Annotated in this window: 27 protein-coding genes; 21 read left to right on the forward strand and 6 right to left on the reverse strand. The window is 58.8% G+C overall.

The window, feature by feature from the left end:
- Positions 1 to 42 precede the first annotated feature (42 nt).
- The 7 genes from PVE98_RS08025 (at position 43) to PVE98_RS08055 (ending at position 6,433) form a co-directional block, all read left to right on the forward strand.
- Entirely contained in the window at positions 43 to 765 is a 723-nt protein-coding gene (locus PVE98_RS08025) for an RNA polymerase sigma factor FliA (protein ID WP_033749775.1), read from the forward strand.
- 49 nt (positions 766 to 814) lie between these two features.
- Positions 815 to 1,318 carry a flagella biosynthesis regulatory protein FliZ gene (gene fliZ / locus PVE98_RS08030; protein WP_033749773.1) on the forward strand — a complete coding sequence of 168 codons (504 nt, stop codon included), beginning with the start codon at positions 815 to 817 and terminating at the stop codon, positions 1,316 to 1,318.
- A gap of 265 nt (positions 1,319 to 1,583) precedes the next feature.
- Positions 1,584 to 2,570, forward strand: coding sequence for a D-cysteine desulfhydrase (locus PVE98_RS08035; protein ID WP_333620652.1), 987 nt, complete (start codon positions 1,584 to 1,586; stop codon positions 2,568 to 2,570).
- Positions 2,571 to 2,679: 109 nt separating this feature from the next.
- Positions 2,680 to 3,480: a cystine ABC transporter substrate-binding protein gene (tcyJ, locus tag PVE98_RS08040; protein ID WP_048785858.1), complete on the forward strand. Its 801-nt coding sequence runs from the start codon at positions 2,680 to 2,682 to the stop codon at positions 3,478 to 3,480.
- Positions 3,480 to 4,148, forward strand: coding sequence for a cystine ABC transporter permease (gene tcyL / locus PVE98_RS08045; RefSeq protein ID WP_033749769.1), 669 nt, complete (start codon positions 3,480 to 3,482; stop codon positions 4,146 to 4,148). The genes tcyJ and tcyL overlap by 1 nt, the downstream gene beginning before the upstream one ends.
- Positions 4,145 to 4,897: an L-cystine ABC transporter ATP-binding protein TcyN gene (gene tcyN, locus PVE98_RS08050; protein WP_096073356.1), complete on the forward strand. Its 753-nt coding sequence runs from the start codon at positions 4,145 to 4,147 to the stop codon at positions 4,895 to 4,897. Before tcyL ends, tcyN begins: the two co-directional genes overlap by 4 nt.
- Positions 4,898 to 5,350: 453 nt before the next feature.
- The gene (locus PVE98_RS08055) at positions 5,351 to 6,433 is read left to right on the forward strand and encodes an acyltransferase family protein (RefSeq protein WP_033749767.1); all 1,083 of its coding nucleotides are present in this window, start codon (positions 5,351 to 5,353) and stop codon (positions 6,431 to 6,433) included.
- Between the two features lie 64 nt (positions 6,434 to 6,497).
- On the opposite strand, the gene msrA is transcribed toward PVE98_RS08055, so the two are convergent.
- The 4 genes from msrA to hpxD all read right to left on the reverse strand — a co-directional run bounded on the left by msrA (position 6,498) and on the right by hpxD (position 9,741).
- A complete protein-coding gene (msrA, locus tag PVE98_RS08060) occupies positions 6,498 to 7,031 on the reverse strand; it encodes a peptide-methionine (S)-S-oxide reductase MsrA (protein WP_033749765.1) in 534 nt (177 codons plus the stop codon).
- Positions 7,032 to 7,123: 92 nt separating this feature from the next.
- Positions 7,124 to 7,690 carry a flavin reductase family protein gene (locus PVE98_RS08065; RefSeq protein ID WP_033749763.1) on the reverse strand — a complete coding sequence of 189 codons (567 nt, stop codon included), beginning with the start codon at positions 7,688 to 7,690 and terminating at the stop codon, positions 7,124 to 7,126.
- A 41-nt stretch (positions 7,691 to 7,731) separates the two neighbouring features.
- Positions 7,732 to 8,697, reverse strand: a complete 966-nt coding sequence (locus PVE98_RS08070) for a PDR/VanB family oxidoreductase (RefSeq protein WP_096073354.1) — start codon at positions 8,695 to 8,697, stop codon at positions 7,732 to 7,734.
- Positions 8,698 to 8,709: 12 nt separating this feature from the next.
- Positions 8,710 to 9,741, reverse strand: a complete 1,032-nt coding sequence (gene hpxD, locus PVE98_RS08075; protein WP_096073353.1) for a molybdenum cofactor-independent xanthine hydroxylase subunit HpxD — start codon at positions 9,739 to 9,741, stop codon at positions 8,710 to 8,712.
- Positions 9,742 to 9,854: 113 nt separating this feature from the next.
- Between hpxD and PVE98_RS08080 the strand changes: the two genes are divergently transcribed.
- From PVE98_RS08080 to PVE98_RS08095, 4 genes are all read left to right on the forward strand, one after another.
- Positions 9,855 to 10,766, forward strand: a complete 912-nt coding sequence (locus PVE98_RS08080) for a LysR family transcriptional regulator (RefSeq protein ID WP_096073352.1) — start codon at positions 9,855 to 9,857, stop codon at positions 10,764 to 10,766.
- 162 nt (positions 10,767 to 10,928) lie between these two features.
- Positions 10,929 to 11,489, forward strand: a complete 561-nt coding sequence (locus PVE98_RS08085) for an NlpC/P60 family protein (protein WP_369826200.1) — start codon at positions 10,929 to 10,931, stop codon at positions 11,487 to 11,489.
- A 95-nt stretch (positions 11,490 to 11,584) separates the two neighbouring features.
- Entirely contained in the window at positions 11,585 to 11,896 is a 312-nt protein-coding gene (locus PVE98_RS08090; protein ID WP_096073350.1) for a type II toxin-antitoxin system HigB family toxin, read from the forward strand.
- Positions 11,893 to 12,309, forward strand: a complete 417-nt coding sequence (locus tag PVE98_RS08095; protein WP_096073349.1) for a type II toxin-antitoxin system HigA family antitoxin — start codon at positions 11,893 to 11,895, stop codon at positions 12,307 to 12,309. Before PVE98_RS08090 ends, PVE98_RS08095 begins: the two co-directional genes overlap by 4 nt.
- Before the next feature lie 44 nt (positions 12,310 to 12,353).
- Here the strand turns inward: PVE98_RS08095 and PVE98_RS08100 are convergent, their stop codons facing one another.
- On the reverse strand, positions 12,354 to 13,172 hold the full coding sequence (locus PVE98_RS08100; RefSeq protein WP_096073348.1) for a substrate-binding domain-containing protein: 819 nt from the start codon (positions 13,170 to 13,172) through the stop codon (positions 12,354 to 12,356).
- Between the two features lie 60 nt (positions 13,173 to 13,232).
- Positions 13,233 to 14,075, reverse strand: coding sequence for a pyridoxine/pyridoxal/pyridoxamine kinase (gene pdxK, locus PVE98_RS08105; RefSeq protein WP_096073347.1), 843 nt, complete (start codon positions 14,073 to 14,075; stop codon positions 13,233 to 13,235).
- Between the two features lie 470 nt (positions 14,076 to 14,545).
- Between pdxK and otsB the strand changes: the two genes are divergently transcribed.
- The 10 genes from otsB to PVE98_RS08155 all read left to right on the forward strand — a co-directional run bounded on the left by otsB (position 14,546) and on the right by PVE98_RS08155 (position 26,821).
- Positions 14,546 to 15,325: a trehalose-phosphatase gene (gene otsB, locus PVE98_RS08110; protein ID WP_033749751.1), complete on the forward strand. Its 780-nt coding sequence runs from the start codon at positions 14,546 to 14,548 to the stop codon at positions 15,323 to 15,325.
- A 5-nt stretch (positions 15,326 to 15,330) separates the two neighbouring features.
- Complete coding sequence (gene otsA, locus PVE98_RS08115) at positions 15,331 to 16,767, forward strand: alpha,alpha-trehalose-phosphate synthase (protein WP_033749750.1); 1,437 nt, start codon at positions 15,331 to 15,333, stop codon at positions 16,765 to 16,767.
- Between the two features lie 969 nt (positions 16,768 to 17,736).
- Complete coding sequence (flhD, locus tag PVE98_RS08120; protein ID WP_096073346.1) at positions 17,737 to 18,087, forward strand: flagellar transcriptional regulator FlhD; 351 nt, start codon at positions 17,737 to 17,739, stop codon at positions 18,085 to 18,087.
- Positions 18,088 to 18,666 carry a flagellar transcriptional regulator FlhC gene (flhC, locus tag PVE98_RS08125; protein WP_033749746.1) on the forward strand — a complete coding sequence of 193 codons (579 nt, stop codon included), beginning with the start codon at positions 18,088 to 18,090 and terminating at the stop codon, positions 18,664 to 18,666.
- Positions 18,667 to 18,799: 133 nt separating this feature from the next.
- Positions 18,800 to 19,687, forward strand: a complete 888-nt coding sequence (gene motA / locus PVE98_RS08130) for a flagellar motor stator protein MotA (RefSeq protein WP_033749745.1) — start codon at positions 18,800 to 18,802, stop codon at positions 19,685 to 19,687.
- Positions 19,684 to 20,631: a flagellar motor protein MotB gene (gene motB, locus PVE98_RS08135; RefSeq protein WP_033749743.1), complete on the forward strand. Its 948-nt coding sequence runs from the start codon at positions 19,684 to 19,686 to the stop codon at positions 20,629 to 20,631. The genes motA and motB overlap by 4 nt, the downstream gene beginning before the upstream one ends.
- A 10-nt stretch (positions 20,632 to 20,641) precedes the next feature.
- Positions 20,642 to 22,636, forward strand: a complete 1,995-nt coding sequence (gene cheA / locus PVE98_RS08140) for a chemotaxis protein CheA (RefSeq protein WP_187143643.1) — start codon at positions 20,642 to 20,644, stop codon at positions 22,634 to 22,636.
- 22 nt (positions 22,637 to 22,658) lie between these two features.
- Positions 22,659 to 23,156, forward strand: coding sequence for a chemotaxis protein CheW (gene cheW, locus PVE98_RS08145; RefSeq protein ID WP_033749739.1), 498 nt, complete (start codon positions 22,659 to 22,661; stop codon positions 23,154 to 23,156).
- Between the two features lie 155 nt (positions 23,157 to 23,311).
- Entirely contained in the window at positions 23,312 to 24,991 is a 1,680-nt protein-coding gene (locus tag PVE98_RS08150) for a methyl-accepting chemotaxis protein (protein WP_407568570.1), read from the forward strand.
- A 171-nt stretch (positions 24,992 to 25,162) separates the two neighbouring features.
- Positions 25,163 to 26,821: a methyl-accepting chemotaxis protein gene (locus PVE98_RS08155; RefSeq protein ID WP_096073344.1), complete on the forward strand. Its 1,659-nt coding sequence runs from the start codon at positions 25,163 to 25,165 to the stop codon at positions 26,819 to 26,821.
- Positions 26,822 to 26,843 lie beyond the last annotated feature (22 nt).

Here is a 26,843-nt window from a genome sequence, read left to right on the forward strand (position 1 = left end):
GGATAATCCTGCCGATAACTTCATTAACGCAGGGTAGTCAACGTGAACGATTTCTATACCGCCGAAGGCGTGATGGATAAACATTCGCTCTGGCAGCGCTACGTGCCGCTGGTGCGCCATGAAGCGTTGCGTCTGCAGGTTCGTCTGCCGGCCAGCGTTGAGCTTGACGATCTGCTGCAGGCCGGTGGTATTGGCTTGCTGAACGCTGTAGAGCGTTACGACGCGCTGCAGGGAACGGCATTCACCACCTACGCCGTGCAGCGCATCCGAGGCGCAATGCTGGATGAGCTTCGCAGCCGGGACTGGGCGCCGCGCAGCGTGCGACGCAACGCGCGCGAAGTGGCGGGCGCGATGCACCAGGTCGAGCAGACGATGGGGCGTGCCGCCACCGAGCAGGAGGTAGCCGACCGGCTGAATGTTTCGATGGAAGAGTACCGGCAGATCCTGCTGGATACCAACAACAGCCAGCTCTTCTCCTACGACGAGTATCGGGAAGAACACGGCGACAGCGCGGAGCTGGTCACGGAGGGGCATGAAGAGGCCAACCCGCTGCATCAGCTGCTTGAAGGGAATCTGCGTGAACGCGTCATTGAAGCGATCGAAGCCTTACCCGATCGCGAAAAAATGGTGCTGACACTGTACTACCAGGAAGAACTGAACCTGAAAGAGATTGGAGCGGTACTTGACGTGGGAGAATCACGCGTCAGCCAACTGCACAGTCAGGCGATCAAACGCCTGCGTGCCCGACTTACGGGAGCGCGCTGACGGCCTCAGTTCCTGGCGATCTAAAAATAATAAAACCGGGGACTCAGCAATGGGAGCCAAATCCAAGGCCAGACCTTTAAGCCGTTATCTTAAAGACTACAAACATAGCCAGAGCCACTGTTCACACTGTGGCAAAGTACTGGACCGCATGGCGTTGGTCTTTCGCGGTCAGATCATCAATAAAGAGGCCATTGCGCGCATGGACCAAATGATTGATGAGCAGCTGTGGCTGAAATTACAGCCAGAACTGACCGCGCTGTGCCGTTTCTGTAGTGATATTTTTTGCAATACGCATCCTAATTACTTCGACATTATGGCATTCAAGCAGTATCTGTTTGAGCAGACGGAAATGAGCCACAGCACTATCCGCGAGTATGTGGTACGGCTGCGTCGTCTGGACGATATGCTTAAGGCCAAAAATTTCCCGGCTGACCGTTTAAGCGGCAACAGCTGGCATGCGTGCCTGGAGAACGATCTGCCCGATGCGGGAAATAATAACTACCGCATCGCGCTGCGCAAATATGACCAGTTTTTGGGGTGGCAGCGTAGCTAGCTGCCGAAGCGCTGGCATTCTGAATCTCTTCGTTCAGGCGGAAGCGAGCCAGATAACGCCAGCAGCGCGTTAAGCCATCCGCCGCCGCGCACTCAGCAGGCGGCGGATGGCTATGCAGGGCGCTAAGACGCGCCCGGCCTGCGCATGAGAACGAGCGATTTTACATCAGGCTATTTAACCGCCGCTTTTACGCGCGATGCCGGATGATCCTTCGCGCAACTTCTGCAACACTGTAAAGATTATCGTGACTGCCCTGGAGGCCGCATTGTCTTTACATCTTGTTCATCACTATCCGCGTCTGGAGCTGCTCGGCGCGCCCACGCCGCTGGAGCACCTGCCACGCCTCTCCGACTACGTCGGCCGCGATATCTTTATTAAACGTGACGATGTCACGCCCATCGCTTTGGGCGGCAACAAACTGCGCAAGCTGGAGTTTCTGGCGGCGGATGCGCTACGCGAAGGCGCAGACGTCTTGCTGACGGCGGGCGCCATTCAGTCTAACCACGTGCGTCAGACCGCCGCCGTCGCCGCGAAGCTCGGCCTGAAGTGCGTCGCGCTGCTGGAAAACCCGATCGCCACCCAGACGGAAAACTACCTCAGTAACGGCAACCGGCTGCTGCTGGATCTGTTCGACTGCGAAATCGTGCTGGTTGACGCGCTGGACAATCCGGCGGCGCAGCTGGCGGCGCAGGCGGAACGCCTTGAGGCGCAGGGCTTTCGGCCCTATGTCGTGCCGGTCGGCGGCTCGAACTGGCTCGGCGCGCTGGGCTATATCGACTGCGCGCAGGAGATTGCGCACCAGAGCGAAGGCGTGGTCGACTTCGCCGCGGTAGTGGTCGCATCCGGTAGTGCCGGCACCCACGCCGGACTGGCGGTCGGCCTTGAGCAGCTGCTGCCGGAAACAGAGGTGATCGGCGTCACCGTCTCGCGCCACGCGGAGCAGCAGCTGCCGGTGGTGGATAGCCTGCGGCAGCAGCTGATCGCCAGACTGGAGTTGACCAGCACGGCCGCCGTGACCCTGTGGGACGATTATTTCGGCCCGCGCTACGGCGAGCCGAACCAGGAGGGAATGGAGGCGGTGAAGCTGCTGGCGCGGCTGGAAGGGATCCTGCTCGATCCGGTTTACACCGGCAAAGCGATGGCGGGACTGCTCGACGGCATCAGCCAGAACCGTTTCCGCCGCGAAGGGCCGCTGCTGTTCGTCCACACCGGCGGTGCGCCAGCGTTATTTGCTTATCATCCTTCGGTCTGAGCAGTTGGAAAAAAAACGTTTATACTTCGCGGGTTATTACAGCAGTACCGGGCGGCGCGCAGGCGCGGCCTGACAACACACACATCACATACTAATAAATGGGGTAGATATGATTTTTTCTCGTGTTGGTCGCCATCTGGCGATGGGCGTGATGGCGGCGGCGCTGATTGCCGGCGTTAACCTGAAGACGCACGCTGCGGAAAACCTGCTGGCGCAGGTCAAAGACAAGGGCGAACTGCGCGTCGGCCTGGAAGGCACCTATCCGCCGTTCAGCTTTCAGGATGAGAGCGGCAAGCTGACCGGTTTTGAGGTGGAGTTCGCGCAGCAGCTGGCGCAGCATCTGGGCGTGAAGGCCAAACTGCAGCCGACCAAATGGGACGGCATGCTGGCGTCGCTGGACTCAAAACGCATCGACGTGGTGATCAATCAGGTGACCATCTCCGACGAGCGCAAGAAGAAGTATGATTTCTCTACGCCGTACACCATCTCTGGCGTGCAGGCGCTGACGATGAAGGCGAAAGCGGGCACCATCAGCAAGCCGGAAGATTTGGCAGGTAAGAAAGTCGGCGTCGGCCTGGGCTCGAACTATGAGCAGTGGCTGCGCGACAACGTTAAAGGCGTCGATATCCGTACCTATGATGACGACCCGACTAAATATCAGGATCTGCGCTCTGGCCGTCTTGATGCGATCCTGGTGGATCGTCTCGCCGCGCTGGATCTGGTGAAGAAAACCGGCAACACCATGGCAGTAGCCGGCGCGCCGTTCTCACGTCTCGAGTCAGGCGTCGCGCTGCGCAAAGGCAATGACGATCTGCTTAACGCCGTCAATCAGGCGATCGCCGCCATGCAGAAAGATGGTTCGCTGACCAAACTCTCTGAAAAATGGTTCGGCGCGGATGTGACTAAGTAATGCAGGAAAGTCTTCAACTGGTGCTGGATTCAGCACCTTTTTTATTAAAAGGCGCGCTCTTTACGCTGCAGCTCAGCATCGGCGGCATGTTTTTCGGGCTGGTGCTGGGCTTTGTGCTGGCGCTGATGCGGCTGTCGCGTTTCTGGCCCGTTAGCCTGCTCTCGCGCTTTTACGTGTCGGTGTTTCGCGGCACGCCGCTGATTGCGCAGCTGTTTATGATTTACTACGGCCTGCCGCAGTTCGGTATCGAGCTCGATCCCATACCCTCCGCCATGATTGGCCTGTCGCTGAATACCGCTGCCTACGCGTCGGAGTCGCTGCGCGGCGCGATTGCGGCCATTGAGCGCGGCCAGTGGGAAGCGGCGGCGAGTATCGGCATGACCCGCTGGCAGACGCTGCGCCGCGTTATTCTGCCCCAGGCGGCGCGCACGGCGCTGCCGCCGCTCGGCAACAGCTTTATCAGCCTGGTGAAAGATACCTCGCTGGCGGCGACCATTCAGGTGCCAGAGCTGTTCCGTCAGGCGCAGCTGATTACCTCGCGCACGCTAGAGGTTTTCACCATGTACCTGGCGGCGTCGCTGATCTACTGGGTCATGGCGACCCTGCTCTCGGCGCTGCAAAACCGGCTGGAAAAACGGGTTAATCGTCAGGATGAGGAGGCGAAATGAGCGCCATCGAAATCAGCAAGCTGGTGAAAACCTTTAACGGCCAGACGGTACTGCACGGCATTGACCTTGAGGTCGCTTCCGGCGAAGTGGTGGCGATTATCGGCCCCAGCGGCTCGGGTAAAACCACGCTGCTGCGCTGCATTAACCTGCTGGAAACGCCGGACAGCGGCACCATCAAGGTTGGGGAGATCGCTATCGACGCCCGGCTGGCGCAGACAAAGCAGAAAGAGCAGGTGCGTCAGCTACGCCAGCAGGTCGGTTTCGTGTTCCAGAACTTCAATCTGTTTCCCCACCGCTCGGTGCTGGAAAACATTATTGAAGGGCCGGTGATCGTCAAAGGCGAACCGAAAGGGGAAGCCGAAGCGCGTGCGCGCACGCTGCTGGAGAAAGTGGGGCTGCAGGGCAGAGAGAGCAGTTTCCCGCGTCGGCTCTCCGGCGGTCAGCAGCAGCGGGTCGCGATTGCCCGCGCGCTGGCGATGCGTCCGCAGGTGATCCTGTTCGACGAGCCGACGTCGGCGCTCGATCCTGAGCTGGTGGGCGAGGTGCTCAACACCATTCGCGCGCTGGCTCAGGAGAAGCGCACCATGGTCATCGTTACCCATGAGATGAGCTTTGCCCGCGACGTCGCGGATCGGGCGATTTTTATGGATCAGGGGCGCATCGTAGAACAGGGCGCGGCGAAAGCGCTGTTCAGCAATCCCCAGCAGGCGCGCACCCGGCAGTTCCTCGATAAATTCCTCAATCAGTAATAAATACGCCTCTCCGGAGGCGTATTCCATTTTTCTGCTGCGTGCGCGCCACGCCCGCAAATTATTCTCTTATTCGCCCTATCACAATTAATTATTTATGCTTAAACAATTTGGGGCAAAATATTTAAATATTTTCGCGCGCATCGATCATCTTCTGGTTTTAACGCTTCAGGTTTACTCCTATTTACCTGCGTAAATAACCATTGCCGGTTTGACGCCTTTTTCCTGCTTAGTCGTTAACAGCTAACTAAAAAAGCCCTGCGCAAAAGAAATGTAAAGAAAAGGCGAAACGAGTAAAGCATTGTTAATTCAGGGCCAGCTTAATACTTTTAAGACTTTCGCTATAGTCAGCGGCAGGGGAATGGCGAATAATCGCCAGATAATCCTAAAAGTATCATGTCGTTTTTTCTCTTTTCCTCTTCAATTTCTGACCTACACAGCAGGAGTCAAATCATGAACAACGCTAAGTCAGATGAAATAACGTGGGTCAATACCCTTAAGGGGGCCTGCATATTGCTGGTGGTGCTGTATCACACCGTGCTGCCGGGCTTTGAAGGCACGCTGAAGTATCTCTCCGCAGGCTGGATCCCGGCGGAAATGTGGGTACAGTTTAATACCGTGCTGTCGCCGCTGCGTATGCCCGCTTTTTTCTTCGTCTCCGGCCTGCTGGCCACCAACGGCATTCTTAATCGTCCCTGGAAACAGGTTTTCACCAGCCGTATTACCAATCTCTTTTATCTCTACATTCTGTGGGGCTTTATTCAGTGGTGGTCGATTGTCGGCATCTCGACTGAAATAACCGGCCAGCGTATCTCTCAAAATCTTAACGCCGCCTATGCCGGGTCGCTGTTTGAATTTTTAAAGCTGACTTTTCTGGCGATGAGCACCTCCTGGTATCTCTACGGGCTTGGCTTATATTTCCTCTGCGCCAAAATATTTCGTCAGCATAAAGTGGCCCTGCTGGCGGTCGCCGTGCTGCTTAATTACCTTGCGGTAGAGAAAATTATTCCCTTCTGGGGCCCGCAGAGCGTGGCGCAATATTTCCTGTTCTTCCTGCTGGGCGTCTTCTGGAGCCCGATGATGCTGCGCCTGAGCGAATGGCGTCGTGAAAATATGGTGCCCTGGGCGATACTGGCGGCGCTGGCGGGCATCCACGTTATTTTCGGCCTGGATAAGAGCCTGTTTATGTGCATTATCGCAGTGCTGGGGAGCGTGGCGGCCTGCCGCTGGCTCAATCAGCATTTCAGCATGAGCTACATGAACTGGATAGGGCGCAACACGCTGCAGATTTACGTGATCCACCGCATCTTCATCGAGTTCTTCGGCATGTCGGCGATCCTGTTCGCTCAGCGGCACCACCTGTTCGAGCACGCCTGGTTCTCGTTTCTGTGGGCCTGCCTCTATCCGGTGGCGATAGTCGGTCTCTGTTCGCTCTGCTCGGTGGCGGTGTGGTCGGTGACCAATCGCGGTCTGGGGCAGTCGCTGTTTATCTTCCCGACGCTGATCGGTCTGAAGCGCGCCCGTTCCGCCGCCTGAAAAAAAGCCCCGCGCAGGCGGGGCTGATTTAATGCGCGGCAGAGGGCGGTAGCCCGCTGCTGGCTTAGCTTTTCACGCGGTTGGCGAAGCTTTTACGCAGCTTCTGCAGCTTCGGCGGAATGACCGCCATGCAGTAGCCGTTGCGCTGGCCCGCGCCTTCCCAGTAATCCTGATGATAGGCCTCGGCGGGATACCACTCTTTCAGCGGTTCAATGGTGGTGACCACCGGATCCTGATGATCCTGCTGCGCGCGCGCAATAGCGGCGACCGCCTCTGCTTCCTGCTCCGGGGTGGCCGGGAAGATGGCAGAGCGGTACTGCGTGCCGATGTCGTTGCCCTGGCGGTTAAGCTGCGTCGGATCGTGAGTGGCGAAGCTGATATCCAGCAGATCGCCGTAGCTCACTTTTTCCGGATCGAATCCGATGCGAATCGCTTCTGCATGACCGGTCGCGCCGCTGCAGACCTGCTCATAGGTCGGATTAGGACGCGCGCCGCCGGTATAGCCGCTTTCAACCGACTCCACGCCGATCACATCTTTAAAAACCGCTTCGGTACACCAGAAACAGCCGCCTGCGATCACTGCGTATTCGATTGCCATAATGCTTAACTCCTGTCGAGGTCGAGTATGAGAGAGTAGGGACGGCCGCGCGCCTTTTCAACCCGCGCCGGGCAAGATTGACTAACGACAGGCTAAATCAGCATCTCAGGTTTAAACTGACCGCTGCGATCCAGCACCCGGTCGCCCATGATGGTAAAGCGACCTTCGCCGGTGTAGTGCAGCGTCGGTGGAAATTCCGGCTCGTCGGCGACGTGGGCTTTAACGATCTCGAAAATAAACAGGTTGTAGTTATCCACCATCGAATCGTCATAGAGCTGGCACTCAAAGCTGGCGAAACACTCATTAATCAGCGGGGCGTTCACCACACTGGCCGGCTCGGCGGTGAGGCCGAACGCGTCGAACTTGTCCAGCTTGTCGCCGTGGCTGTTGCCGATAGCGACCACCTTATCGATTAAATCCGCCGAGGGAACGTTGAGCACGCACTGCCCGCTGTCGCGGATCAACGCGTGACTGTGGTTCATGCTGGAAATCATGCAGCCGACCAGCGATGGCGAAAACTCCAGCACCGTATGCCAGCCGAGCGTCATAATGTCGCTGTGGGTGTCGAACTGCGAGCTGAGCAGCAGCACCGGACCGGGCTCGAGATATTTACGCGCCTTGCTGACCGGAAAGGCGGTTTTGTGCAGACGTTGACTCATGGCATCTCCTTATTTCGGGGCGATGCCTTTAAGTGTAGAAGCTACAGGTCGATCACCAGCGCTTTACTGCGGCTGCGCGAGCAGCAGAGCGCGATTTGTTGAAGCGGCGCAGACTTTTCCGTTTCGGTCTGCACGGTATCGCGATGATCCGCTTCCCCTGACACCACCGGCGTGAGACAGGCGCCGCACAACCCCATTTCGCAGGAGAGCGGCACCTCGACGCCGTTCTCCAGCAGCACGCGAGCGATGGTTTTATCCGCAGGCACCGGCCAGCTGGCGCCTGAAGAGGCCAGCGTGACGATAAAGCTCTCGTCGCCTGCGTGGCTCGGCGTCGGCGCGGCGGCGCTGAAGGCTTCGGTATGCAGCTGCTCCGCACGCCAGCCGAGCGCCTGCGCCTGCTGCTGCATATGCATCATAAAGCCCTGCGGCCCGCAGAGATAGAGATGCGTCCCGGCTTCGGGCGCGCGCAGCGCCTCGGGCAGATGCTGACGCGGGCTCTGGCCCTCGGCGCTGCACAGGATCTCGCCGTAGCCGTGGCGGAAGGGCTGCAGCAGCTGGCGCGTCAGGGCCGCATCCTGACGCTGCTTCACATAATAGTGCAGCGAGAAGGGCACGGCGTCCGCCTCAAGCTGCGCCGCCATCGCCAGCAGCGGCGTCAGGCCGATGCCGGCGGCGATAAGCACCACGCGCTGCGCCGCCACCAGCGGAAACAGGTTGCGCGGCGCAGAAATAGTCAGCCGCTGGCCCAGCCGCAGCTGCTGATGGATATAGCGCGAGCCGCCGCGCGAATCGGCGGCCAGCCCGACGCAGATCAAATAGCGATCCTGGCGCAGCGGCGAGCCGGTCAGCGAATATTGCCGCATCATGCCGTTGCCCAGCTGCAGATCGATATGCGCGCCCGCCTCCCAGCGCGGCAGGGGCTGGCCGTCGTCGCGCACCAGGCTCAGCGCGACGGCGTGGCGTCCCTGACGCGACAAACCATCGATAGTTACCGTAAAAGTCGTCATCTCATCTCCTCGCTACACCAGGAAAAAGTCGCCGTAGCCCTGTTTTTTCAGGCCGCGACGGTAGGCGATAGAGCTGCGGTCGGCGGGAATATGCGCCTCCAGCGTCAGATCGAGCGGCAGGCGCTCCGGCATCTGCGTCTCCACCATCAGCCGATCTTCCTCGAACACCCGATAGTTAAAGGCGTGCACCTCCTCGACCGGGATATGCAGGTCGAAGTTGCGCGCGATGGGCGCGAACATCCGCGTTTTACGCGCTGAAACCGGCGAGGCGGCGTTCATAATCACTAAGCGCGCGGCTTCGGGAAAATGCACCGTCAGCGTGGCGGTAAAGGGAAGATGCATCTCAAAATGGCGCAGCCACTGAAAGCCCTCCGGCGCCTGCTGATCGGAGCCCGCCGCGAAGTTGGAAACCGAGCTCCAGTAATCCACCGCAAAGCCATATTCCGTCTCGACCGGGTTGTAGGGCGGCACCTCCTGATTGCCGGGATCGGCGAAGGTTTCGCTGTGCACCCACGCGAAATGGGCGACGTCGAGAAATCCCTCGACCTGGCGTCCGGCAAAGCCGGCGACGTCGAAAGGAGGACAGGTGATCTGCTGAAAACCGGCGTCGTCCCAGTGCGGCATCTGCGGCAGCGCGGCAGGGTTATCCGCATCCGGCGCGAGGCAGACCCATACCAGTCCAAAGCGCACTTCAACGGGAAAGTTAATAAGATTGAGCTTGGCGGGCACCGGCTGGCTGGGGCTGGAGGGAATACGGTTACAGCGGCCATCCTCGCCGAAGCGCAGCCCGTGGTAGGGGCAGATAATGCCGTGCTCGTCGTGAAAGCCGAGCGTCAGCGGCACGCCGCGGTGCGGGCAGACATCCTTCGCGGCGACAATCTGCTCATTGATGCGGTAGATCACCAGCTGCTCGTCAAGCAGCACCGCTTTCATCGGCGCCGGGCCAACGTCGCACAGGCGCGCTACGGGATGCCAGCAGCGCGCCAGCCGCAGCCAGTCGTCAGGTTCAAAGGTGCAATGGGCGGGAGGCGATGGTTGTTTCATGGCGATTACCTGTCTGAAGCGCAAGAAGATACGAACATTGTGGACAGAGGCGGGTGCAACGATCCATCATCGTTTTTTCACTAAGGTGTTGCGTTAAACAGTACAGGTCGCCCATGCTCCCTTTTTCACGGTTCTCTTACTACTTTCTCGAGCTGGCGCGCAGCGGCAGCCTGCGCAAGGCGGCGGAACGGCTGCACGTCTCCGCCTCGGCGATTAACCGGCAGATCCTGCAGGCGGAAGAGGAGCTGGGCATGCGGCTGTTCGAACGGCTGCCGGACGGCATGCGCCTGACCAGCGCCGGCGAGCTGCTGCTGGACGACCTGCGTCGCTGGCAGCGCGAGTATCAGCGCACCCGCCAGCGCTTCGATGAAATTCAGGGGCTGCGACGCGGCCACGTCAGCCTCGGGCTAATTCAGGCGCTGAACGAAGGGGCGATTGCCGATGCGCTGTCGCAGATTGCGCAGACGCACCCCTGGCTGCGGCTCGACCTCAGCGTGCACGACAGCGCGCAGATCGGCGAGCAGGTGCGGCTGGCGGAGCTGGATGCCGGTCTTGTGCTCGATCCGCAGGCGCAGGCGGGGCTGAGCGTAATGGCCTTCGCCGAGCTGCCGATTGGCGTGGTGCTGCCCGCCGGTCACGCGCTCAGCCTATGCGAGACGCTCTCCACCGGCCAGCTCAGCGCGGAGCGGCACATCATTCCCGGCGCGCCGCTGGTGGTGCATGAGCGGGTCGAGATGCTTTACCAGCGGCACAGTCTGCAGCCGGAGAACGTCATTACCTGTAACGACATCCGCCTGATTAAATCGCTGATTAAGGAGGGCAGCGGCATCAGCATGTTGAGCCTGCTGGACGTGATGGATGAGGTGGAGCGGGGGACACTGAGCTTTGTGCCGCTGCGCGACCCTAACGTGAGGCCGCTGACGCTGGCATTATGCTGCGCGCCGGCGCGGCAGCTGTCGCGCGCCGCTCAGCAGGTGATCCAACATTTGACCGGCGTGATCGAGTCGCTCAACGCGTCGCGCTAAGGTGAATATTTGCCTTAAAATCAGCGGATAGCGCGCCCTGGTCGCACTTTTTGTAAATTAACGTAAAGCGGAAGCCAGCCAGGTTTAGCGGAAAGCGTAATTAGGCTATAAGTCCTCTACCACGCCAACCTGCTTAGGGTTTCACCTTACACGATGATGACTCTGCGACCTCTGCTGACGCTTGTGTTAGCTTCCGCTTTTCTGCTTGGCGGCTGCTCGCGCCATTCTACTGAACCCTCCGCACAGAACGAGACGCAGGTCAGCGATGGGGGCCAGGGCGATCAGGGCGATCTCATTCCGGTCGTTGCCGCGCTGCACGATCAAATGCATACCTGGCACGGCACGCAATATCAGTGGGGCGGCACCGAACTTTCCGGCGTCGACTGCTCCGGCTTTGTCTGGCGCACGCTGAAGGATCGCTTTAATCTGCCGATGGATCGCGTCACCACTACCGAACTGCTGAAGATGGGCAAGCGCATCGCGCCACGCGATTTGCAGCCGGGCGACCTGGTCTTTTTCCGCATCAAAGGCGGCATGCACGTCGGCTTCTATGATACCGACCAGCACTTTTTCCACGCCTCGGTCAGCCAGGGCGTGGTGCGCTCCGAGCTGAATAATCCCTACTGGCAAAAAGTTTTCTATCAGGCGCGACGCCTGCCGAAAGAGTACAACGCGCAGATCACCCTTAATAAAGGCAGCGGCATGACGCTGGCGCGAAAGTAAGCCTCCTCGCCGATCAAGACGCCGTCTTGTTTACCTGTTGGAAACATCATCACGTTAGGCTATGATGTTTCCAACAAGGAAAACGAGAAAGCAGGATGCACATCATCTCAAGAAAAATATTCCTCGAAGCGGCTATAAAGTTCCCGGCCTGTGCCGCCGCGCTGGATGCAACTTACAGGATGCTCAATGGCAGAGAGTTTGCCGATCCAGAGGATCTGAAATCTTTTTTTCCCTCGCTTGACCGGATGAAGTATCGGGCTAAATGGTGGGTAATTGATGTTGGCGGCAATCATTTAAGAGTAATGTTTTTCGCTGATTTCGTCGCTAAAAGGATATTTATCAAGCATATCGTGACACATGCTGAGTATGACAGGCTGGTGAAGCATAATCGGGAGAACAACGAATGATCGCAGAAGCCATCCAGGCAACGAACGATTTAATCAAAATCGTCCCTTTTTTGGGCGCAAGTCCCTCAAAAGATGATTACAAGCAGGCACTGGAGCTGGTGGAGTATCTGGTTGAACATGAGCCGAACAGTCCCTTAATCGACATGCTGGCTGATAAAGTAGCGAAATATGAAAGTAACGCGCCTGAGTTCACCGCTTTCAATACTCGCATTGCTAATCTACCGGGAGGCGTTGCGTTGCTACGCGTGCTGATGGATCAGCACGGGCTCAATCAATCATCCTTTGCTGAGGAGATCGGCCAGCGTTCATATGTAAGTCGTATCCTGAAAGGCGATCGCCAGTTGACCGATAAGCACAAAGCCGCACTGGCAAAACGCTTCAATCTCCCGTTCGAGGCTTTTCGCGACAGTTAATGTCGATCTCGCTCAGCAAGCCCGCCTCACGGCGGGCTTTTCGATCAGTGCCGAACGGCGCAGCCGCACTGGCCCATTTCGCCCAGCGCCGCTTTGCCCTGATGGGAGTGGCGCACCCGCAGTTCGCCGCGACGCCAGGCGCCATCCTCTTCCGCGCGATTGAGCAGCAGACGGTTTAGCGCTTCCGTTACCCGCAGCGCGCGCGGCTGCGCCCAGCTCGTCAGATGCCAGGTCGAGGCGCCTGCCTCAATACAATCACCGAATCCTGCCACGGCGACATGCGCCCCCTGACCAAAATCCCGCACCGCCTGTAGCGCGCCGAATGCCAGGCGATCGCTGTCGCAGAATAGCGCCTGGATGCGCTCCGAGGCACGGGCGCGCTTCAGGTAGGCAAGCATCGCCTGATAGCCGCTGTCGCGCTCATCGCCCACGTCGGCGGCGATGAGCGACTGATCCAGGCGTTTATCCGCCGCCGCTAAAACGCTGCAGAAACCGTCGATGCGGGCGGGATCGGCGCAGCACGACTGTTGCAGATAGCCGAAACGCCGGTGGCCCTGCGCCAGCAGCAGCCGACCCATCTCTGCGCCGGCGGCAAAGCCGTCCAGATTCAGCTCATCCAGCGCGAACAGCGGAATTGGCCCGGCAGCGGCGCGAAACGCATCGCTAAACTGACCGGAAAGATGCAGAGCGCCGCTCAGCAGCGGCGCCAGCTGACGCGCGCGTTCATCGGCGGCGTCGACCAGCAGCGCCGCGCAGCCGCGCGCGTTAAGCTGCCGGTTCACTTCCTGCAGCAGCGCTGCCGTCTGCGGATGGCTGAAATCATGGCTCAGCACGCCAATGGTTTTACAGGTGTTGTTATACATTCAGAAGACCCTGTTGAGGTGAGTAGAGGTCTCTGTACCATAAAGGATGAGGCCCGCGTTTCACAATGGCTCTGCGGCCGCCAGCTGCAGCTCGCGCCTGCCTAGCTTGCGGGTCGCCAGCACCGACTGCTGGGCGTACAGGCTCGCCTGCTCAACGGCCTGGCTCAGCGGCGCCCCGCGCAGCAGCCGGGCGGTCAGCTCGGCGGTGAAGAGATCGCCGGTGCCTTTGGGCGGATTATCGTAGCGCGGGTGCTCGGTGACGAAGGTCTCTTTCGCGGTCACGCAAAACACCTGCATGCTGTGACGCGTCTCGTCGTGAGTGGCGCTGGTCACCACCACCCATTGGGTTTGCGCGCCGAGCAGCGAACGCGCGGCGTCGATAATCTCGGCGTCGCTCTCCAGCGGCGCGTCGCACAGGCAGCCCAGCTCAAAGCGGTTCGGCGTCAGGCCGGTCGCCAGTGGCGCAAGCTGTTGCCGATAGTGGAGCGCCAGCTGGGGATCGACATAGAAACCGCTGTCGTCATCGCCCAGTACCGGATCGATAATCACCGGCATCTGCGGGTTTTTCTCACGCATCAGCCGCAGCCAGCGCGCCAGCGACGCCGCCTTATCGGTGGATTTCAGATAGCCCAGCACCACGGCGCGCGCGGCGCTGTCCAGGTTCCGCTCGGCCAGCGCGGTCAGATAGCCTTCAAACCAGGGCTGAGGGATCTCGCCGCCGTAGCAGCTGGCATAGTGGGGCGTATTGCTCAACAGCACCGTCGGCACCGCCACGACCTGCAATCCATGGCGTCGCAGCGCGGGGACGGCGATGCTGTTGCCTACGCTGCCGTAGACTACCTGAGACTGAACAGAGATGACGTCGATGATTTCGCCATCTGAGGCGTCGGAAACCTGAAACATATTGCGCTCCTTGTTAGCACTCTTCCGCCAGTATACCGCGTGTGTGGCCGCCAGCGGCAGGCGGCTCCTCATCGCGCCGCTTCCCTTAACTCCTCCAGCCCTTGCCGGACAAAGCGCGGCGCAGAGCTAAGCGAAGCGTTAACAGCAGGATATTCTGCTAAGAACAGGCAAATAATGTCGCGTCGACTGGCAAATATGGCAAGGCCGTCTACACTTAATCGCGACGATGTTTTCAGTCAGGTTGATATGTCTGTGAAGGTTCTAAAACGTAGTGGCGTCTTATCTGAAGTGACTTGCTGGTATCCGCAGTTTTTGCCCTGCACTTTACCCCACGCTCAGCCGTTCCGGCTGTCGCTCCCGCAGACATTCATCCTCACTAAAACATCCTGCAATGGCGCGTTGACGAGCCAGGCCTCTGACCTGACAAGCCGCGAATCGTACGCGCCCGAATCAACTACAGGAGAAGACACGTGACCCAAGCGGCGAATGAACATGCCTCGCTTCCTGCGCTAAGCGGCGGTCTTTATGCCTTCTTTTTTGACGTAGACGGCACTCTTGCCGCTATTCAGCCGCAGCCTGACGCCGTTTTCATCCCGGAAAAAGTACGTCAGCAGCTGCAACAGCTCGCCTCCCTGTGTCACGGCGCGCTGGCGCTGGTGTCGGGACGACCTATCGCCCAGCTCGACGCGCTGGCCGCGCCGCTCATCGCGCCCGCTGCGGGCGTACACGGCGCAGAGCGTCGCGATGCGCAAGGCGAACAGCATCTTATCCGCCTGGATCCAGAGGTCGCCGACGCTTTGCAGCAGCAGCTGCAAGAGGCGATGGCGCGCTGGCCAGGCACGCTACTCGAGGCCAAAGGCATGGCCTTTGCGCTGCACTACCGTCAGGCGATGCAGCATGAGCAGGATGTGCTCAATCTGGCCGAACAGGCCGTGAAACGCTTTCCGGCGCTGGCGCTTCAGCCGGGGAAATGCGTTGTGGAGATCAAACCGCAGGGAGTCGATAAAGGCGAAGCCGTACGCGCCTTTATGCGCGAAGCGCCCTTTGCCGGTCGTATCCCGGTATTTGTTGGAGACGATCTGACGGATGAGAAAGGATTTATCGCCGTAAACGCCATGCAGGGCATTTCCGTGAAGGTTGGACAAGGTTCCAGTCAGGCGCGCTATCGACTGCCAGACGTTGAGGCGGTTTACGCGTGGCTGGAGCGATTACTATTACAAATAAAACAAGACAATGTCGGTAAGGAGTAAAGGTTATGAGTCGTTTAGTGGTCGTATCTAACCGAATCGCCATTCCTGATGGGAAAAAAGCCAGCGCAGGCGGCCTCGCCGTCGGCATTCTCGACGCGCTGAAAAGCACCGGCGGCCTGTGGTTTGGCTGGAACGGGGAGATCAGCGAATTTTCCGGAGAAGAGGAAGACGAACTGGTACAGGTAGAACATGACGGCATCTCCTACGCCGCGCTGCCGCTGAGCCAGAACGATTACGATTTGTATTACTGCCAGTTCTCCAATACCGTTATCTGGCCCGCGTTCCACTACCGCCTCGATCTGGTTCAGTTCCAGCGCGAAGCCTGGGACGGCTACTGCCGCGTCAACGAGATGCTGGCGCAGCGCCTGAAGCCGCTGATTAAGCCGGACGACACCCTGTGGATCCACGATTATCATCTGCTGCCGTTTGCCGCCGAGCTGCGCAAGCAGGGCGTTAACAACCGCATCGGCTTCTTCCTGCATATCCCGTTCCCGACCCCGGAAATTTTCAACGCGCTGCCGCCGCATCAAGAGCTGCTGGAGATGCTGTGCGAATACGATCTGCTGGGCTTCCAGACCGAATCGGATCGCGTTGCCTTCCTCGACTGCCTCAGCCAGCTGACGCAGCTGCAGAATATGGGCGACAAAAAGCATCGCGCGTTCGGCAATACCTTTATGACCGAGGTCTATCCAATCGGCATCGAGCCGGACAGCATCAAAGAGATGGCCGAAGGTCCGCTGCCGCCGAAAATGGCGGCGATGAAGCGCGAGCTGGGCGATGCGAAGAACATTATCGCCTGCGAGCGCCTCGACTATTCCAAAGGGCTGCCGGAGCGATTCCTGGCCTATGAGGCGCTGCTGGAAAACTTCCCCGAGCATCGCGGCAAAATCCGCTACTCGCAGATCGCGCCGACCTCGCGCGGGGACGTGCAGGCGTATCAGGACATTCGTCATCAGCTGGAAACCGAAGCTGGCCGCATCAACGGCAAGTACGGCACGCTGGGCTGGACGCCGCTCTACTATCTGAACCAGCATTTCGACCGCCGTCTGCTGATGAAAATCTTCCGTCTGACCGACGTCGGACTGGTGACGCCGCTGCGCGACGGCATGAACCTGGTGGCGAAAGAGTATATCGCCGCGCAGGACCCGGACGATCCGGGCGTGCTGGTGCTGTCACGCTTTGCCGGAGCCGCTAACGAGCTAACCTCGGCGCTGATTGTTAACCCTTACGATCGCGACGAAGTGGCGGCGGCGTTGAACAAAGCGCTGACCATGCCGCGCACCGAGCGTATTTCGCGCTACAACGACATGATGGCAGTGCTGCGCAAGCATGATATCACCCACTGGCGCGAGAGCTTCCTGAAGGATTTGTGGGCCATCCCGCCGCGCAGTGAAGATCACGGCACGGTGAATAAAGTGGCGACCTTCCCGAAACTCGCCTGATTTTCACGGCGGCCCGCCTTTACGGGCCGCCGTTTACCTTGTTCTTCTTTAATCCGCTTTAATCCAGTCCCGCTAAAGCATTGAGTTGTCGGCTGACAACGCCTGACGTCTCGATTTGCCGTTTTAATCCCCAGCTACGAAAAAAAACGCTTTTTTTCTGCACGCAGGCCTAAAGTCTGGCGGTGAAATGCCGATAGTTGTAAGTCATAAAAGTGTCAAATGCACTATTCATTCATTTCTCTAATGTAACACATTGTTACATCTGCTGTTCTCTGCTTTACGTCCACCAATAAAGGTTAACGATTCGTTGTTAAAACGCGACGAATGTACGCCATCTCTCTTTACGCTTCGCTTACGCACTCCAGGAAATATTTGCCCTAAGTAATTAATTTTCCAGCGATTAACGACGCGATTTTTTAGCATATTATACTGCATTATTCGTTTTGTTCAGCGCCTTGTAGGGTGTTAAAAGCAATGTTAAAAATAATCGATCGCTAGCGAGCTATATGGGAAGAGATATCGGGTCCATAAGGGGAATAAGCCCTTTGTTAGGACGAAATATAAATGAAACAAAGCTGATTTGTGCAAAAAACAGACAAAATAAAAGCGTCACTGAAGGGTTCAGGAAAAAATTTGCCTTAAAAGTGTGACATAGATCACACTTTATCTAAAATTTCACGGTCCTGTCGTTGTATGTGTAAATCAGACGGGATAGATTTGCGTTGTTTTAGGAATAGTCTTAAAAAAATGTAAAAAGACGTCACGGAAGAGCGCAATAATTTAAAAAAGAATGGCCCTGGGGTTTTGACTAACACTGTAAATATGTCGTTTACGACATGAGGCAGACTTCAGAGTACGTTTGGTTTTTGGCTGTAAATTTTTGCCATCTTTAGATCTAACAACCAGCAACCCGTAACGCAGAGGGTTTTTCTGCGATGCTCTCACGTCGCGTCTGTCAGGATGGAAAAAATGGGTACATCTGATTTACTAAAACATATTTATGATATCAATCTGTCGTATTTACTGCTTGCACAGCGATTAATTAACCAGGAAAAAGCTTCTGCAATGTTTCGCCTCGGAATTGATGAAGAGATGGCTAACGCATTGTCGCAATTAACTCTGCCGGAAATGGTAAAGTTAGCGGAAACCAATCAGTTGGTTTGCCAGTTTCGCTTTAACGATCACGCTATTATTAATCGCCTGACGCAAGAGTCTCGCGTGGATGATTTACAACAGATCCACACCGGAATTTTATTATCTAGCCGTTTACTGCGTAATGTTTCTAAAGATGAGACGCCGGCGAAGAAGAGGGCGATATAAATGTCGGAAAAGAGCATTGTTCAGGAAGCGCGCGATATTCAACTCGCGATGGAATTAATTACGCTCGGCGCACGTTTGCAAATGCTGGAAAGCGAAACCCAGTTAAGTCGCGGCCGCTTAATTAAACTTTATAAAGAGCTGCGCGGCAGTCCGCCGCCGAAGGGCATGCTGCCTTTTTCGACCGACTGGTTTATGACGTGGGAGCAGAATATTCACGCTTCTATGTTCTGCAACGCCTGGCAGTTTATGCTGAAAACCGGCATGGCGACCGGCGTTGACGCGGTAATCAAAGCTTACCGCCTCTATCTCGAACAGTGTCCGCAATCGGACGAGGGCCCGCTGTTGGCGCTGACGCGCGCCTGGACCCTGGTGCGATTCGTTGAAAGTAATATGCTCGAACTGGCCGACTGCAAAAGCTGCAACGGCAGTTTTATCAACCATGCGCATCAGCCGGTCGGCAGCTTTGTCTGCAGCCTGTGCCAGCCGCCGTCGCGCGCGGTAAAAAGACGTAAACTTTCTGCAGATTCTGCCGATACCTTTCCACAACTGCTGGATGAACAGGTTAAACACGCCGTTTAAGTTTGTTCGCATCGTGGAAAGTCATCCAGCAGCGGGTATCCCCCGCTGCTTTTTTTTTGCCCACGATTTGAATAGCGCCTGCGGCTCTCTGGCTTAACTTCCACCAACACGTTACGGACGTAAGGATGTTCTAGTGCTGATCTTATTGGGTTATATCATTGTTGTCGCATCCGTGTTGGGCGGATATGCGCTGGTGGGTGGTCACCTGGGCGCGCTTTACCAGCCGTCAGAGCTGTTAATTATCGGCGGCGCCGCCCTTGGCGCTTTTTTCGTCGGCAACAACGGCAAGTCGATTAAAAAAACCCTAAAAGCGCTGCCGAAGCTGATGCGCGGCTCGAAATATAATAAAGCCCTTTATATGGATTTAATGGCGCTGCTCTATCGCCTGATGGCCAAGTCGCGCCAGCAGGGCATGCTGTCACTGGAACGCGATATTGAAGATCCGGCGCAGAGCGAAATTTTTGCTAATTATCCGCGTATTCTCGCCGATAAACAGCTGGTGGATTTTATTACCGATTATCTGCGTCTGATGGTCAGCGGCAACATGAACGCCTTTGAGATCGAGGCGCTGATGGATGAAGAGATCGAAACCTACGAACATGAATGCGAAGTGCCAGCGCAAAGTTTATCCGCCGTCGGCGACGGCCTGCCGGCCTTCGGCATCGTGGCGGCGGTAATGGGCGTGGTGCACGCGCTGGCTTCAGCGGACCGTCCGGCCGCCGAGCTGGGCGCGCTGGTGGCGCACGCCATGGTGGGGACCTTCCTCGGCATCCTGCTGGCGTACGGCTTTATCTCGCCGCTGGCGTCGGTGCTGCGCCAGAAGTGTGCTGAAAACACCAAGATGATGCAGTGCATCAAGGTCACGCTGCTCTCCAGCCTGAACGGTTATGCGCCGCAAATTGCGGTGGAGTTTGGCCGTAAGACGCTTTACTCCACCGAGCGTCCGTCATTCAGCGAACTGGAGGAGCACGTACGTAACGCGAAGAATCCGGCGAAACAGACCTCGGACGAAACTGCATGAAGAACAGTAACCGGCCCATCATCGTCGTCAAAAAGCGCAAGCATAAAGGACACGAGGGCGGCCATGGCTCCTGGAAGATCGCCTATGCCGACTTTATGACGGCGATGATGGCCTTCTTCATGGTGATGTGGCTGATCTCTATCTCCAGCCCGCAGGAGCTGGTGCAAATCGCCGAATATTTTAAAACGCCGCTGAAGGTCGCGATGACCGGCGGCAAGCGCAGCAGCGACAGCGAAAGCCCGATCCCCGGCGGTGGCGACGATGCGACGCGCATCAAGGGAGAGGTGAAGAAAGTCGTCGATATGGATGCGCAGAAGCGCAAGCTCGACGAGATTCGCCTGAATCGCCTGCGCGAAAAGCTGGACCAGCTGATCGAAGCGGACCCGCGCCTGAAAACGCTGCGTCCGCATCTGATCATCAACATGGTGGAAGAGGGGTTGCGCATCCAGATTATCGACAGCCAGAACCGGCCGATGTTTAAAACCGGCAGCGCCGAAGTCGAGCCCTATATGCGCGATATCCTGCGCGGCATTGCGCCGCTGCTTAACGATATTCCCAACCGCATCAGCCTGGCGGGCCATACCGACGACTTTCAGTACGCGAACGGCGATCGCGGCTACAGCAACTGGGAGCTTTCCGCCGATCGCGCCAACGCCTCGCGTCGCGAGCTGGTAATGGGCGGGCTCGATGGCGGCAAAATACTGCGCGTGGTCGGCATGGCCGACACCATGAAACTGAAAAATCGCGTCGGTAACGATGCCGTAAACCGCCGCATTAGCCTGCTGGTGTTGAACCATGACACCGAAGCGGCGATTGAAAAAGAGAACGCCGAGAGCGACGCCGTACAGGTGAGCGATCCGGCGGCCATAGAAAAGATTACCGCGCCGCCTGTGCCGCAAGCCAGCAGCCCGGTAACCACAACAGCCCCCTCACAGCCGAGGTGATCCCGTGAGCATGGACATCAGCGATTTTTACCAGACGTTTTTCGATGAGGCCGATGAGCTGTTAGCTGATATGGAGCAGCATCTGCTGGGACTCGATCCCCAGGAGCCGGATTCCGAGCAGCTAAATGCCATTTTCCGCGCCGCCCATTCGATAAAAGGCGGAGCCGGAACCTTTGGTTTTACGGTTCTGCAGGAAACTACCCATATTCTGGAAAATATTCTGGATGGTGCTCGTCGCGGCGAGATGCAGCTCAGCACCGACATCATCAACCTGTTTTTGGAAACCAAAGATATTATGCAGGAACAGCTCGATGCCTATAAAACCGCGCAGGAGCCAAACGCGGAAAGCTTTAACTACATCTGCGAAGCGCTGCGCCAGCTGGCGTTAGAGGCGAAAGGCCTGCCGATCGCCGCGCCGGCCGCTGTCGCCGCCGCGCCAGCCGTGCAGAGCGCGCCAGCCAGTAGCGGCCTGCGCGTGAAGCTGGTCGACCTGAAAGAGAAAGAGGTCGATCTGATGCTGGAGGAGCTGGGTAACCTCGGCAGCCTGAGCAACGTGGTTAAAGGCAGCGATTTCCTTGAGGCGAGCATCGACGGCGTCAGCAAAGACGACATCGTGGCGGTGCTCTGCTTCGTGATCGAAGAGGCGCAGATCCGCTTCCCGGACGCTGACGCGCAAGACGCGCCGGTTGCCGACGTCGCGCCGGTCGCCGCGCCTGCGCCGGTCGCAGAGGTCGCGCCGGTGCAGAGCGCCAGCGTCAGCGAACTGCCGGTGGCGAAGCGCGAAGCCAAACGCGCCGCCGCGCCGGCTAAAACCAGCGAATCAAGCAGCATCCGCGTCGCGGTAGAGAAGGTCGATCAGCTGATCAACCTGGTCGGCGAGCTGGTGATCACCCAGTCGATGCTGGCGCAGCGCTCGGGCGAACTCGATCCGGTGGCGCACGGCGACCTGCTGAACAGCATGGGCCAGCTGGAGCGCAACGCGCGCGACCTGCAGGAATCGGTGATGTCGATTCGTATGATGCCGATGGAGTACGTCTTCAGCCGCTTCCCGCGCCTGGTGCGCGACCTGGCGAGCAAGCTGGGCAAAGAGGTAGAGCTGACGCTGCTCGGCAGTTCTACCGAACTCGACAAGAGCCTGATCGAACGCATTATCGATCCGTTAACGCATCTGGTGCGCAACAGCCTGGATCACGGCATTGAAGCGCCGGAAAAACGCCTGGCGGCAGGCAAGGTCGCCACCGGCAACCTGACGCTGTCGGCGGAACATCAGGGTGGCAACATCTGTATCGAAGTCTCTGACGACGGCGCCGGCCTGAACCGCGAGCGCATTCTCGCCAAAGCGCTCTCGTCCGGCCTGCCGGTCAGCGAAAACATGAGCGACGAAGAGGTCGGCATGCTGATCTTCGCACCCGGCTTCTCTACTGCTGAACAGGTTACCGACGTGTCGGGCCGCGGCGTCGGCATGGATGTGGTCAAGCGAAACATCCAGGAGATGGGCGGTCATGTAGAGATCGCCTCGAAGCAGGGCAAAGGCACCACCATCCGCATTCTGCTGCCGCTGACGCTGGCGATCCTCGACGGCATGTCGGTGCGCGTAGCGGACGAAGTCTTTATCCTGCCGCTCAACGCGGTGATGGAATCCCTGCAGCCGCGCGGCGAAGAGCTGAAGCCGCTGGCGGGCGGCGAATGCGTGCTGGAAGTGCGCGGCGAATACCTGCCGCTGGTGGAGCTGTGGAACGTGTTTGACGTGCAGGGCGCGAAAACCGAGCCGACGCAGGGCATCGTGGTGATCCTGCAGAGCGCCGGCAAACGCTACGCGCTGCTGGTCGATCAGCTCATTGGCCAGCATCAGGTGGTGGTGAAAAACCTCGAAAGCAACTATCGCAAGGTGCCTGGCATCTCCGCCGCCACCATTCTCGGCGACGGCAGCGTCGCGCTGATCGTTGACGTGTCGGCGCTGCAATCGCTCAACCGTGAAAAACGTGTGGCCGGCGCGGCCGCCTGACTGATAACAAAAGGGTAGAAACATGACTGGAATGGCAACCGTGACCAAAATCGCCGGCGAAACCGTCGGCCAGGAGTTCCTGGTATTTACGCTGGGAGACGAAGAGTACGGTATCGATATTCTTAAGGTGCAGGAGATCCGCGGCTACGATCAGGTCACGCGCATCGCCAACACGCCGGAGTTTATCAAGGGCGTCACCAATCTGCGCGGCGTCATCGTGCCGATTATCGATCTGCGCGTGAAGTTTTCCCAGCCGGACGTCGAGTACAACGACAACACCGTGGTGATCGTGCTGAATCTGGAGCATCGCGTGGTCGGCATCGTGGTGGACGGCGTCTCTGACGTGCTGTCGCTGACGCAGGATCAGATCCGTCCTTCGCCGGAATTCGCCGTGACCATGTCCACCGAGTATCTGACCGGTCTTGGCGCGCTCGGCGAGCGTATGCTGATTCTGGTAGACATCGAGAAGCTGTTGAGCAGCGAAGAGATGGCGCTGATGGATACGCTGCGCAGCGCGTAAGCTGCTTTTTCACGAGCCGGGATTAAACCGGCTCGTTATTATTTCTTTTAAAAACAATAATAAACGCATTTTATTTATCCCGCCTTGCGCTAAATGTATCCCGCATCCTGCCGATACCTCTACTGCTTGATCTCCTACTTCTCCAGGGCTTCCTTATGCTAACTAAAATTCGTGTCGTCACCAGCTTGCTGCTGGTGTTGTTGATGTTCGGCCTGTTCCAGGCGTTTTCAGGGGCAGTGTTCTTCTCCGCATTGAGCGATGATAAAACCAGCTTCAACGTATCGCAGCTCGCCAGTAAAAATCTGCAGGCGCTTAACGACGCCTATATGAGCCTTAATCAGAGCCGCGTCGTGCTGACGCGTATTCAGCTGCGTATCGCCAACAGTAAGGTGGATGGCAGCACGCCGGATATCGCCTCGCTGTTTACCGACAGCCAGCATTTCCAGCAGATTGCGGCGACTAATTTCGCTCTGTTTAAAACCACGCCGGACACCCCGGGGCAGGACGCGGCGCTCAACAACCGTCTGATGGACGCCTACGGCGCCTATGCGACCGCGCTGACCCAGCTGCAAGCCGCGCTGCAGGCTAACAATCTCGCCGAGGCGGGCAAGGCGCCGGTGGCACCGAGCCAGAGCGCCTTCCTGCAGATCTATACCGACTGGCGCGCCAACCAGGCGCACCTTTCCGAGCTGGGCGTGGAGAAAAACGCCAGCGCCTATACGCGCATGCTCTGGATCCTCGGCACCATCATGGCGCTGGTGGTGGTGGTTATCGCGCTGTGCTGGGTCGGCCTGCGCCGCGTGCTGATCAACCCGCTGAACGCCAATATCGCCCACATCCAGCAGATTGCGCAGGGCGACCTGACGCAGCGCATCCACACGGAAGGGCGCAATGAGATGAGCCTGCTGGCCGCTAGCCTGCACGAGATGCAGCAGGCGCTGGTCAGCACCGTCAGCAACGTGCGCGACGGCTCCGACGCCATCTTTACCGGCGCCAGCGAAATCTCCGCAGGCAACAACGATCTCTCCGCCCGTACCGAAGAGCAGGCGGCGTCGCTGGAGCAGACCGCCGCCAGCATGGAGCAGCTTACCGCGACCGTGAAGCAGAACGCCGAGAACGCCCGTCAGGCGTCGCAGCTGGCGCTGAGCGCCTCGGAAACCGCGCAGAAGGGCGGCAACGTGGTAGACGGCGTGGTGAAAACCATGAGCGAGATCGCCGGCAGTTCGAAGAAGATCGCCGATATCACCAGCGTCATCGACGGCATCGCCTTCCAGACCAACATTCTGGCGCTCAATGCGGCGGTGGAAGCGGCGCGCGCCGGTGAGCAGGGTCGCGGATTTGCCGTGGTGGCGGGCGAGGTGCGCAGCCTGGCGCAGCGCAGCGCGCAGGCGGCGAAAGAGATCAAATCGCTGATCGAAGACTCGGTGAACCGCGTCAATACCGGCTCGCAGCTGGTGGGCACGGCGGGCGAGACCATGAGCGATATCGTTAACGCAGTGACGCGCGTCACCGACATCATGGGCGAGATCGCCTCGGCGTCGGACGAGCAGAGCCGCGGCATCGATCAGGTCGGTCAGGCGGTGACGGAGATGGATCGCGTCACCCAGCAGAACGCCTCGCTGGTAGAGGAGTCCGCGGCGGCGGCCGCCTCGCTGGAGTCGCAGGCGAGCCGTCTGAGCCAGTCGGTGTCGGTCTTCAAGATCCCGCGCGCGGCGGCAGCGGCTGTCGGCACCCGACACGCTCAGATCGCGGCGCCTGCGCTCAGCCCGGCCTCCGCCGCGCCGCGCAAAGCGCTGGCCGCGTCCGGCAGCGATGCCAACTGGGAAACCTTCTGATCGGCCTCACTCTTTACTCTGCCGGGCAGCCGCCCGGCATTTCACACCTCCAGCGTCAAACCGCGCTTTAAAAACCTACATAACTGTAAAAACCGTTAAAGAGGCTCAAATCTGATGGCTGCCCGCCGATAGAGAGCCTGCACGTTTTTTTTATGACTCCCGGGAAAATATATGTTGAAACGAATCAAAGTGGTGACCAGCCTGATCGCCGTGCTGGCTATCTTTAGCCTGCTGCAGCTGACGTCGGGCGGGCTCTTCTGGTCCGCGCTGCAGAAAGATAAAGAGGCCTTCGCGCTGGCGCAGGTTTCCACCAGCAACGTCACGGCGATGACCGACGCCTGGATCGCGCTGAATCAGACGCGCATTACCCTCAACCGCGCCATGCTGCGGCTGCAGAGCAGCACGGCGGCGCAGATGAACGGCGGTCCGTTAGACGAGCTGGTGAAGCAGACCGAGCAGCAGCTGGCGCAGGCCGATCGCCATTTCAAAGTCTATTACGACCTCCCGTCGACGCCGGGTCTTGAGGTGGCGCTGCGCGACCGTCTCGAAGCGCAGTACGCCAGCTATCACGACGGCCTGGCCGGGATGCTGGAGCGCCTGAAGGCGCGCGATCTGCAGGGCATGTTCCGCTTCAATATCGAACAGACCCAGAACACGATGCAGGCGGCCTACGGCGAATGGCGCGCGAGGCAGACCACGCTCGCCGCACAGGGCGCTGAGCAGAACCAGCGCGCCTTTACCCAGATGATGTGGCTGCTGGCGGCGGTAGCGCTGCTGGTGACTGGCGTGGTCGTCGCCTGCTGGTTCGGCCTGCGGCACGTGCTGATCCAGCCGCTGCGCCAGCTGCTGACCCATATCCGTACCATTGCGGCGGGCGATCTCACCCAGCCGATTGCGGTAGAAGGGCGTAACGAGATGAGCCAGCTGGCGAACGGCCTGCAGGAGATGCAGCAGGCGCTGGTCAGCACCGTCAGCAACGTGCGCGACGGCTCCGACGCCATTCTGAGCGGCGCCAGCGAAATCGCGGCGGGCAACAACGATCTCTCCGCCCGCACCGAACAGCAGGCGGCGTCGCTGGAGCAGACCGCCGCCAGCATGGAGCAGCTTACCGCGACCGTGAAGCAGAACGCCGAGAACGCGCGCCAGGCGTCTCAGCTGGCGCTGAGCGCCTCGGAAACCGCGCGCAAAGGCGGCAGCGTAGTGGACGGCGTGGTGAAAACCATGAGCGACATCGCCGGCAGCTCGAAGAAGATCGCCGATATTACCGGCGTTATCGACGGCATCGCCTTCCAGACCAACATTCTGGCGCTCAACGCGGCGGTTGAAGCCGCGCGCGCGGGCGAGCAGGGCCGCGGCTTCGCCGTGGTGGCGGGCGAAGTGCGCAGCCTGGCGCAGCGCAGCGCCCAGGCGGCGAAAGAGATTAAATCGCTGATCGAGGACTCAGTGAATCGCGTCAATGCCGGCTCGCAGCTGGTGGGCACCGCGGGCGACACCATGAGCGAAATCGTCGGCGCGGTGACGCGCGTTACCGACATCATGGGCGAAATCGCCTCGGCGTCGGACGAGCAGAGCCGCGGTATCGATCAGGTCGGTCAGGCGGTGACGGAGATGGATCGCGTCACGCAGCAGAACGCCTCGCTGGTGGAGGAGTCCGCTTCGGCGGCCGCCTCGCTGGAAGATCAGGCGAGCCGTCTCAGCCAGTCGGTGGCGGTGTTTAACATCCCACGCGCCGCGCAGGCGGTTCGCGCGGCGTCGCGCGCGGTGCCGGCTGCGCCGGTACGCAAGGCGTTGGCCGCGCCGGCGGGCGGCGATAACTGGGAAACCTTTTAATCCGCAACGTACTGCCCGCAGG

It is taken from the genome of Pantoea sp. GABEPS69 (genome assembly GCF_045780835.1).
GTDB classification, from domain to species: domain Bacteria; phylum Pseudomonadota; class Gammaproteobacteria; order Enterobacterales; family Enterobacteriaceae; genus Pantoea; species Pantoea septica.

Bases quoted from the DNA above. Each gene is read 5' to 3' on its own strand.
- fliZ (WP_033749773.1), top strand. From the start codon at position 815: ATGGGAGCCAAATCCAAGGCCAGACCTTTAAGCCGTTATCTTAAAGAC.
- tcyJ (WP_048785858.1), top strand. From the start codon at position 2,680: ATGATTTTTTCTCGTGTTGGTCGCCATCTGGCGATGGGCGTGATGGCG.
- tcyL (WP_033749769.1), top strand. From the start codon at position 3,480: ATGCAGGAAAGTCTTCAACTGGTGCTGGATTCAGCACCTTTTTTATTA.
- tcyN (WP_096073356.1), top strand. From the start codon at position 4,145: ATGAGCGCCATCGAAATCAGCAAGCTGGTGAAAACCTTTAACGGCCAG.
- PVE98_RS08055 (WP_033749767.1), top strand. From the start codon at position 5,351: ATGAACAACGCTAAGTCAGATGAAATAACGTGGGTCAATACCCTTAAG.
- msrA (WP_033749765.1), bottom strand. From the start codon at position 7,031: ATGGCAATCGAATACGCAGTGATCGCAGGCGGCTGTTTCTGGTGTACC.
- PVE98_RS08065 (WP_033749763.1), bottom strand. From the start codon at position 7,690: ATGAGTCAACGTCTGCACAAAACCGCCTTTCCGGTCAGCAAGGCGCGT.
- PVE98_RS08070 (WP_096073354.1), bottom strand. From the start codon at position 8,697: ATGACGACTTTTACGGTAACTATCGATGGTTTGTCGCGTCAGGGACGC.
- hpxD (WP_096073353.1), bottom strand. From the start codon at position 9,741: ATGAAACAACCATCGCCTCCCGCCCATTGCACCTTTGAACCTGACGAC.
- PVE98_RS08080 (WP_096073352.1), top strand. From the start codon at position 9,855: ATGCTCCCTTTTTCACGGTTCTCTTACTACTTTCTCGAGCTGGCGCGC.
- PVE98_RS08090 (WP_096073350.1), top strand. From the start codon at position 11,585: ATGCACATCATCTCAAGAAAAATATTCCTCGAAGCGGCTATAAAGTTC.
- PVE98_RS08095 (WP_096073349.1), top strand. From the start codon at position 11,893: ATGATCGCAGAAGCCATCCAGGCAACGAACGATTTAATCAAAATCGTC.
- PVE98_RS08100 (WP_096073348.1), bottom strand. From the start codon at position 13,172: ATGTATAACAACACCTGTAAAACCATTGGCGTGCTGAGCCATGATTTC.
- pdxK (WP_096073347.1), bottom strand. From the start codon at position 14,075: ATGTTTCAGGTTTCCGACGCCTCAGATGGCGAAATCATCGACGTCATC.
- otsA (WP_033749750.1), top strand. From the start codon at position 15,331: ATGAGTCGTTTAGTGGTCGTATCTAACCGAATCGCCATTCCTGATGGG.
- flhD (WP_096073346.1), top strand. From the start codon at position 17,737: ATGGGTACATCTGATTTACTAAAACATATTTATGATATCAATCTGTCG.
- flhC (WP_033749746.1), top strand. From the start codon at position 18,088: ATGTCGGAAAAGAGCATTGTTCAGGAAGCGCGCGATATTCAACTCGCG.
- motB (WP_033749743.1), top strand. From the start codon at position 19,684: ATGAAGAACAGTAACCGGCCCATCATCGTCGTCAAAAAGCGCAAGCAT.
- cheA (WP_187143643.1), top strand. From the start codon at position 20,642: ATGGACATCAGCGATTTTTACCAGACGTTTTTCGATGAGGCCGATGAG.
- cheW (WP_033749739.1), top strand. From the start codon at position 22,659: ATGACTGGAATGGCAACCGTGACCAAAATCGCCGGCGAAACCGTCGGC.
- PVE98_RS08150 (WP_407568570.1), top strand. From the start codon at position 23,312: ATGCTAACTAAAATTCGTGTCGTCACCAGCTTGCTGCTGGTGTTGTTG.
- PVE98_RS08155 (WP_096073344.1), top strand. From the start codon at position 25,163: ATGTTGAAACGAATCAAAGTGGTGACCAGCCTGATCGCCGTGCTGGCT.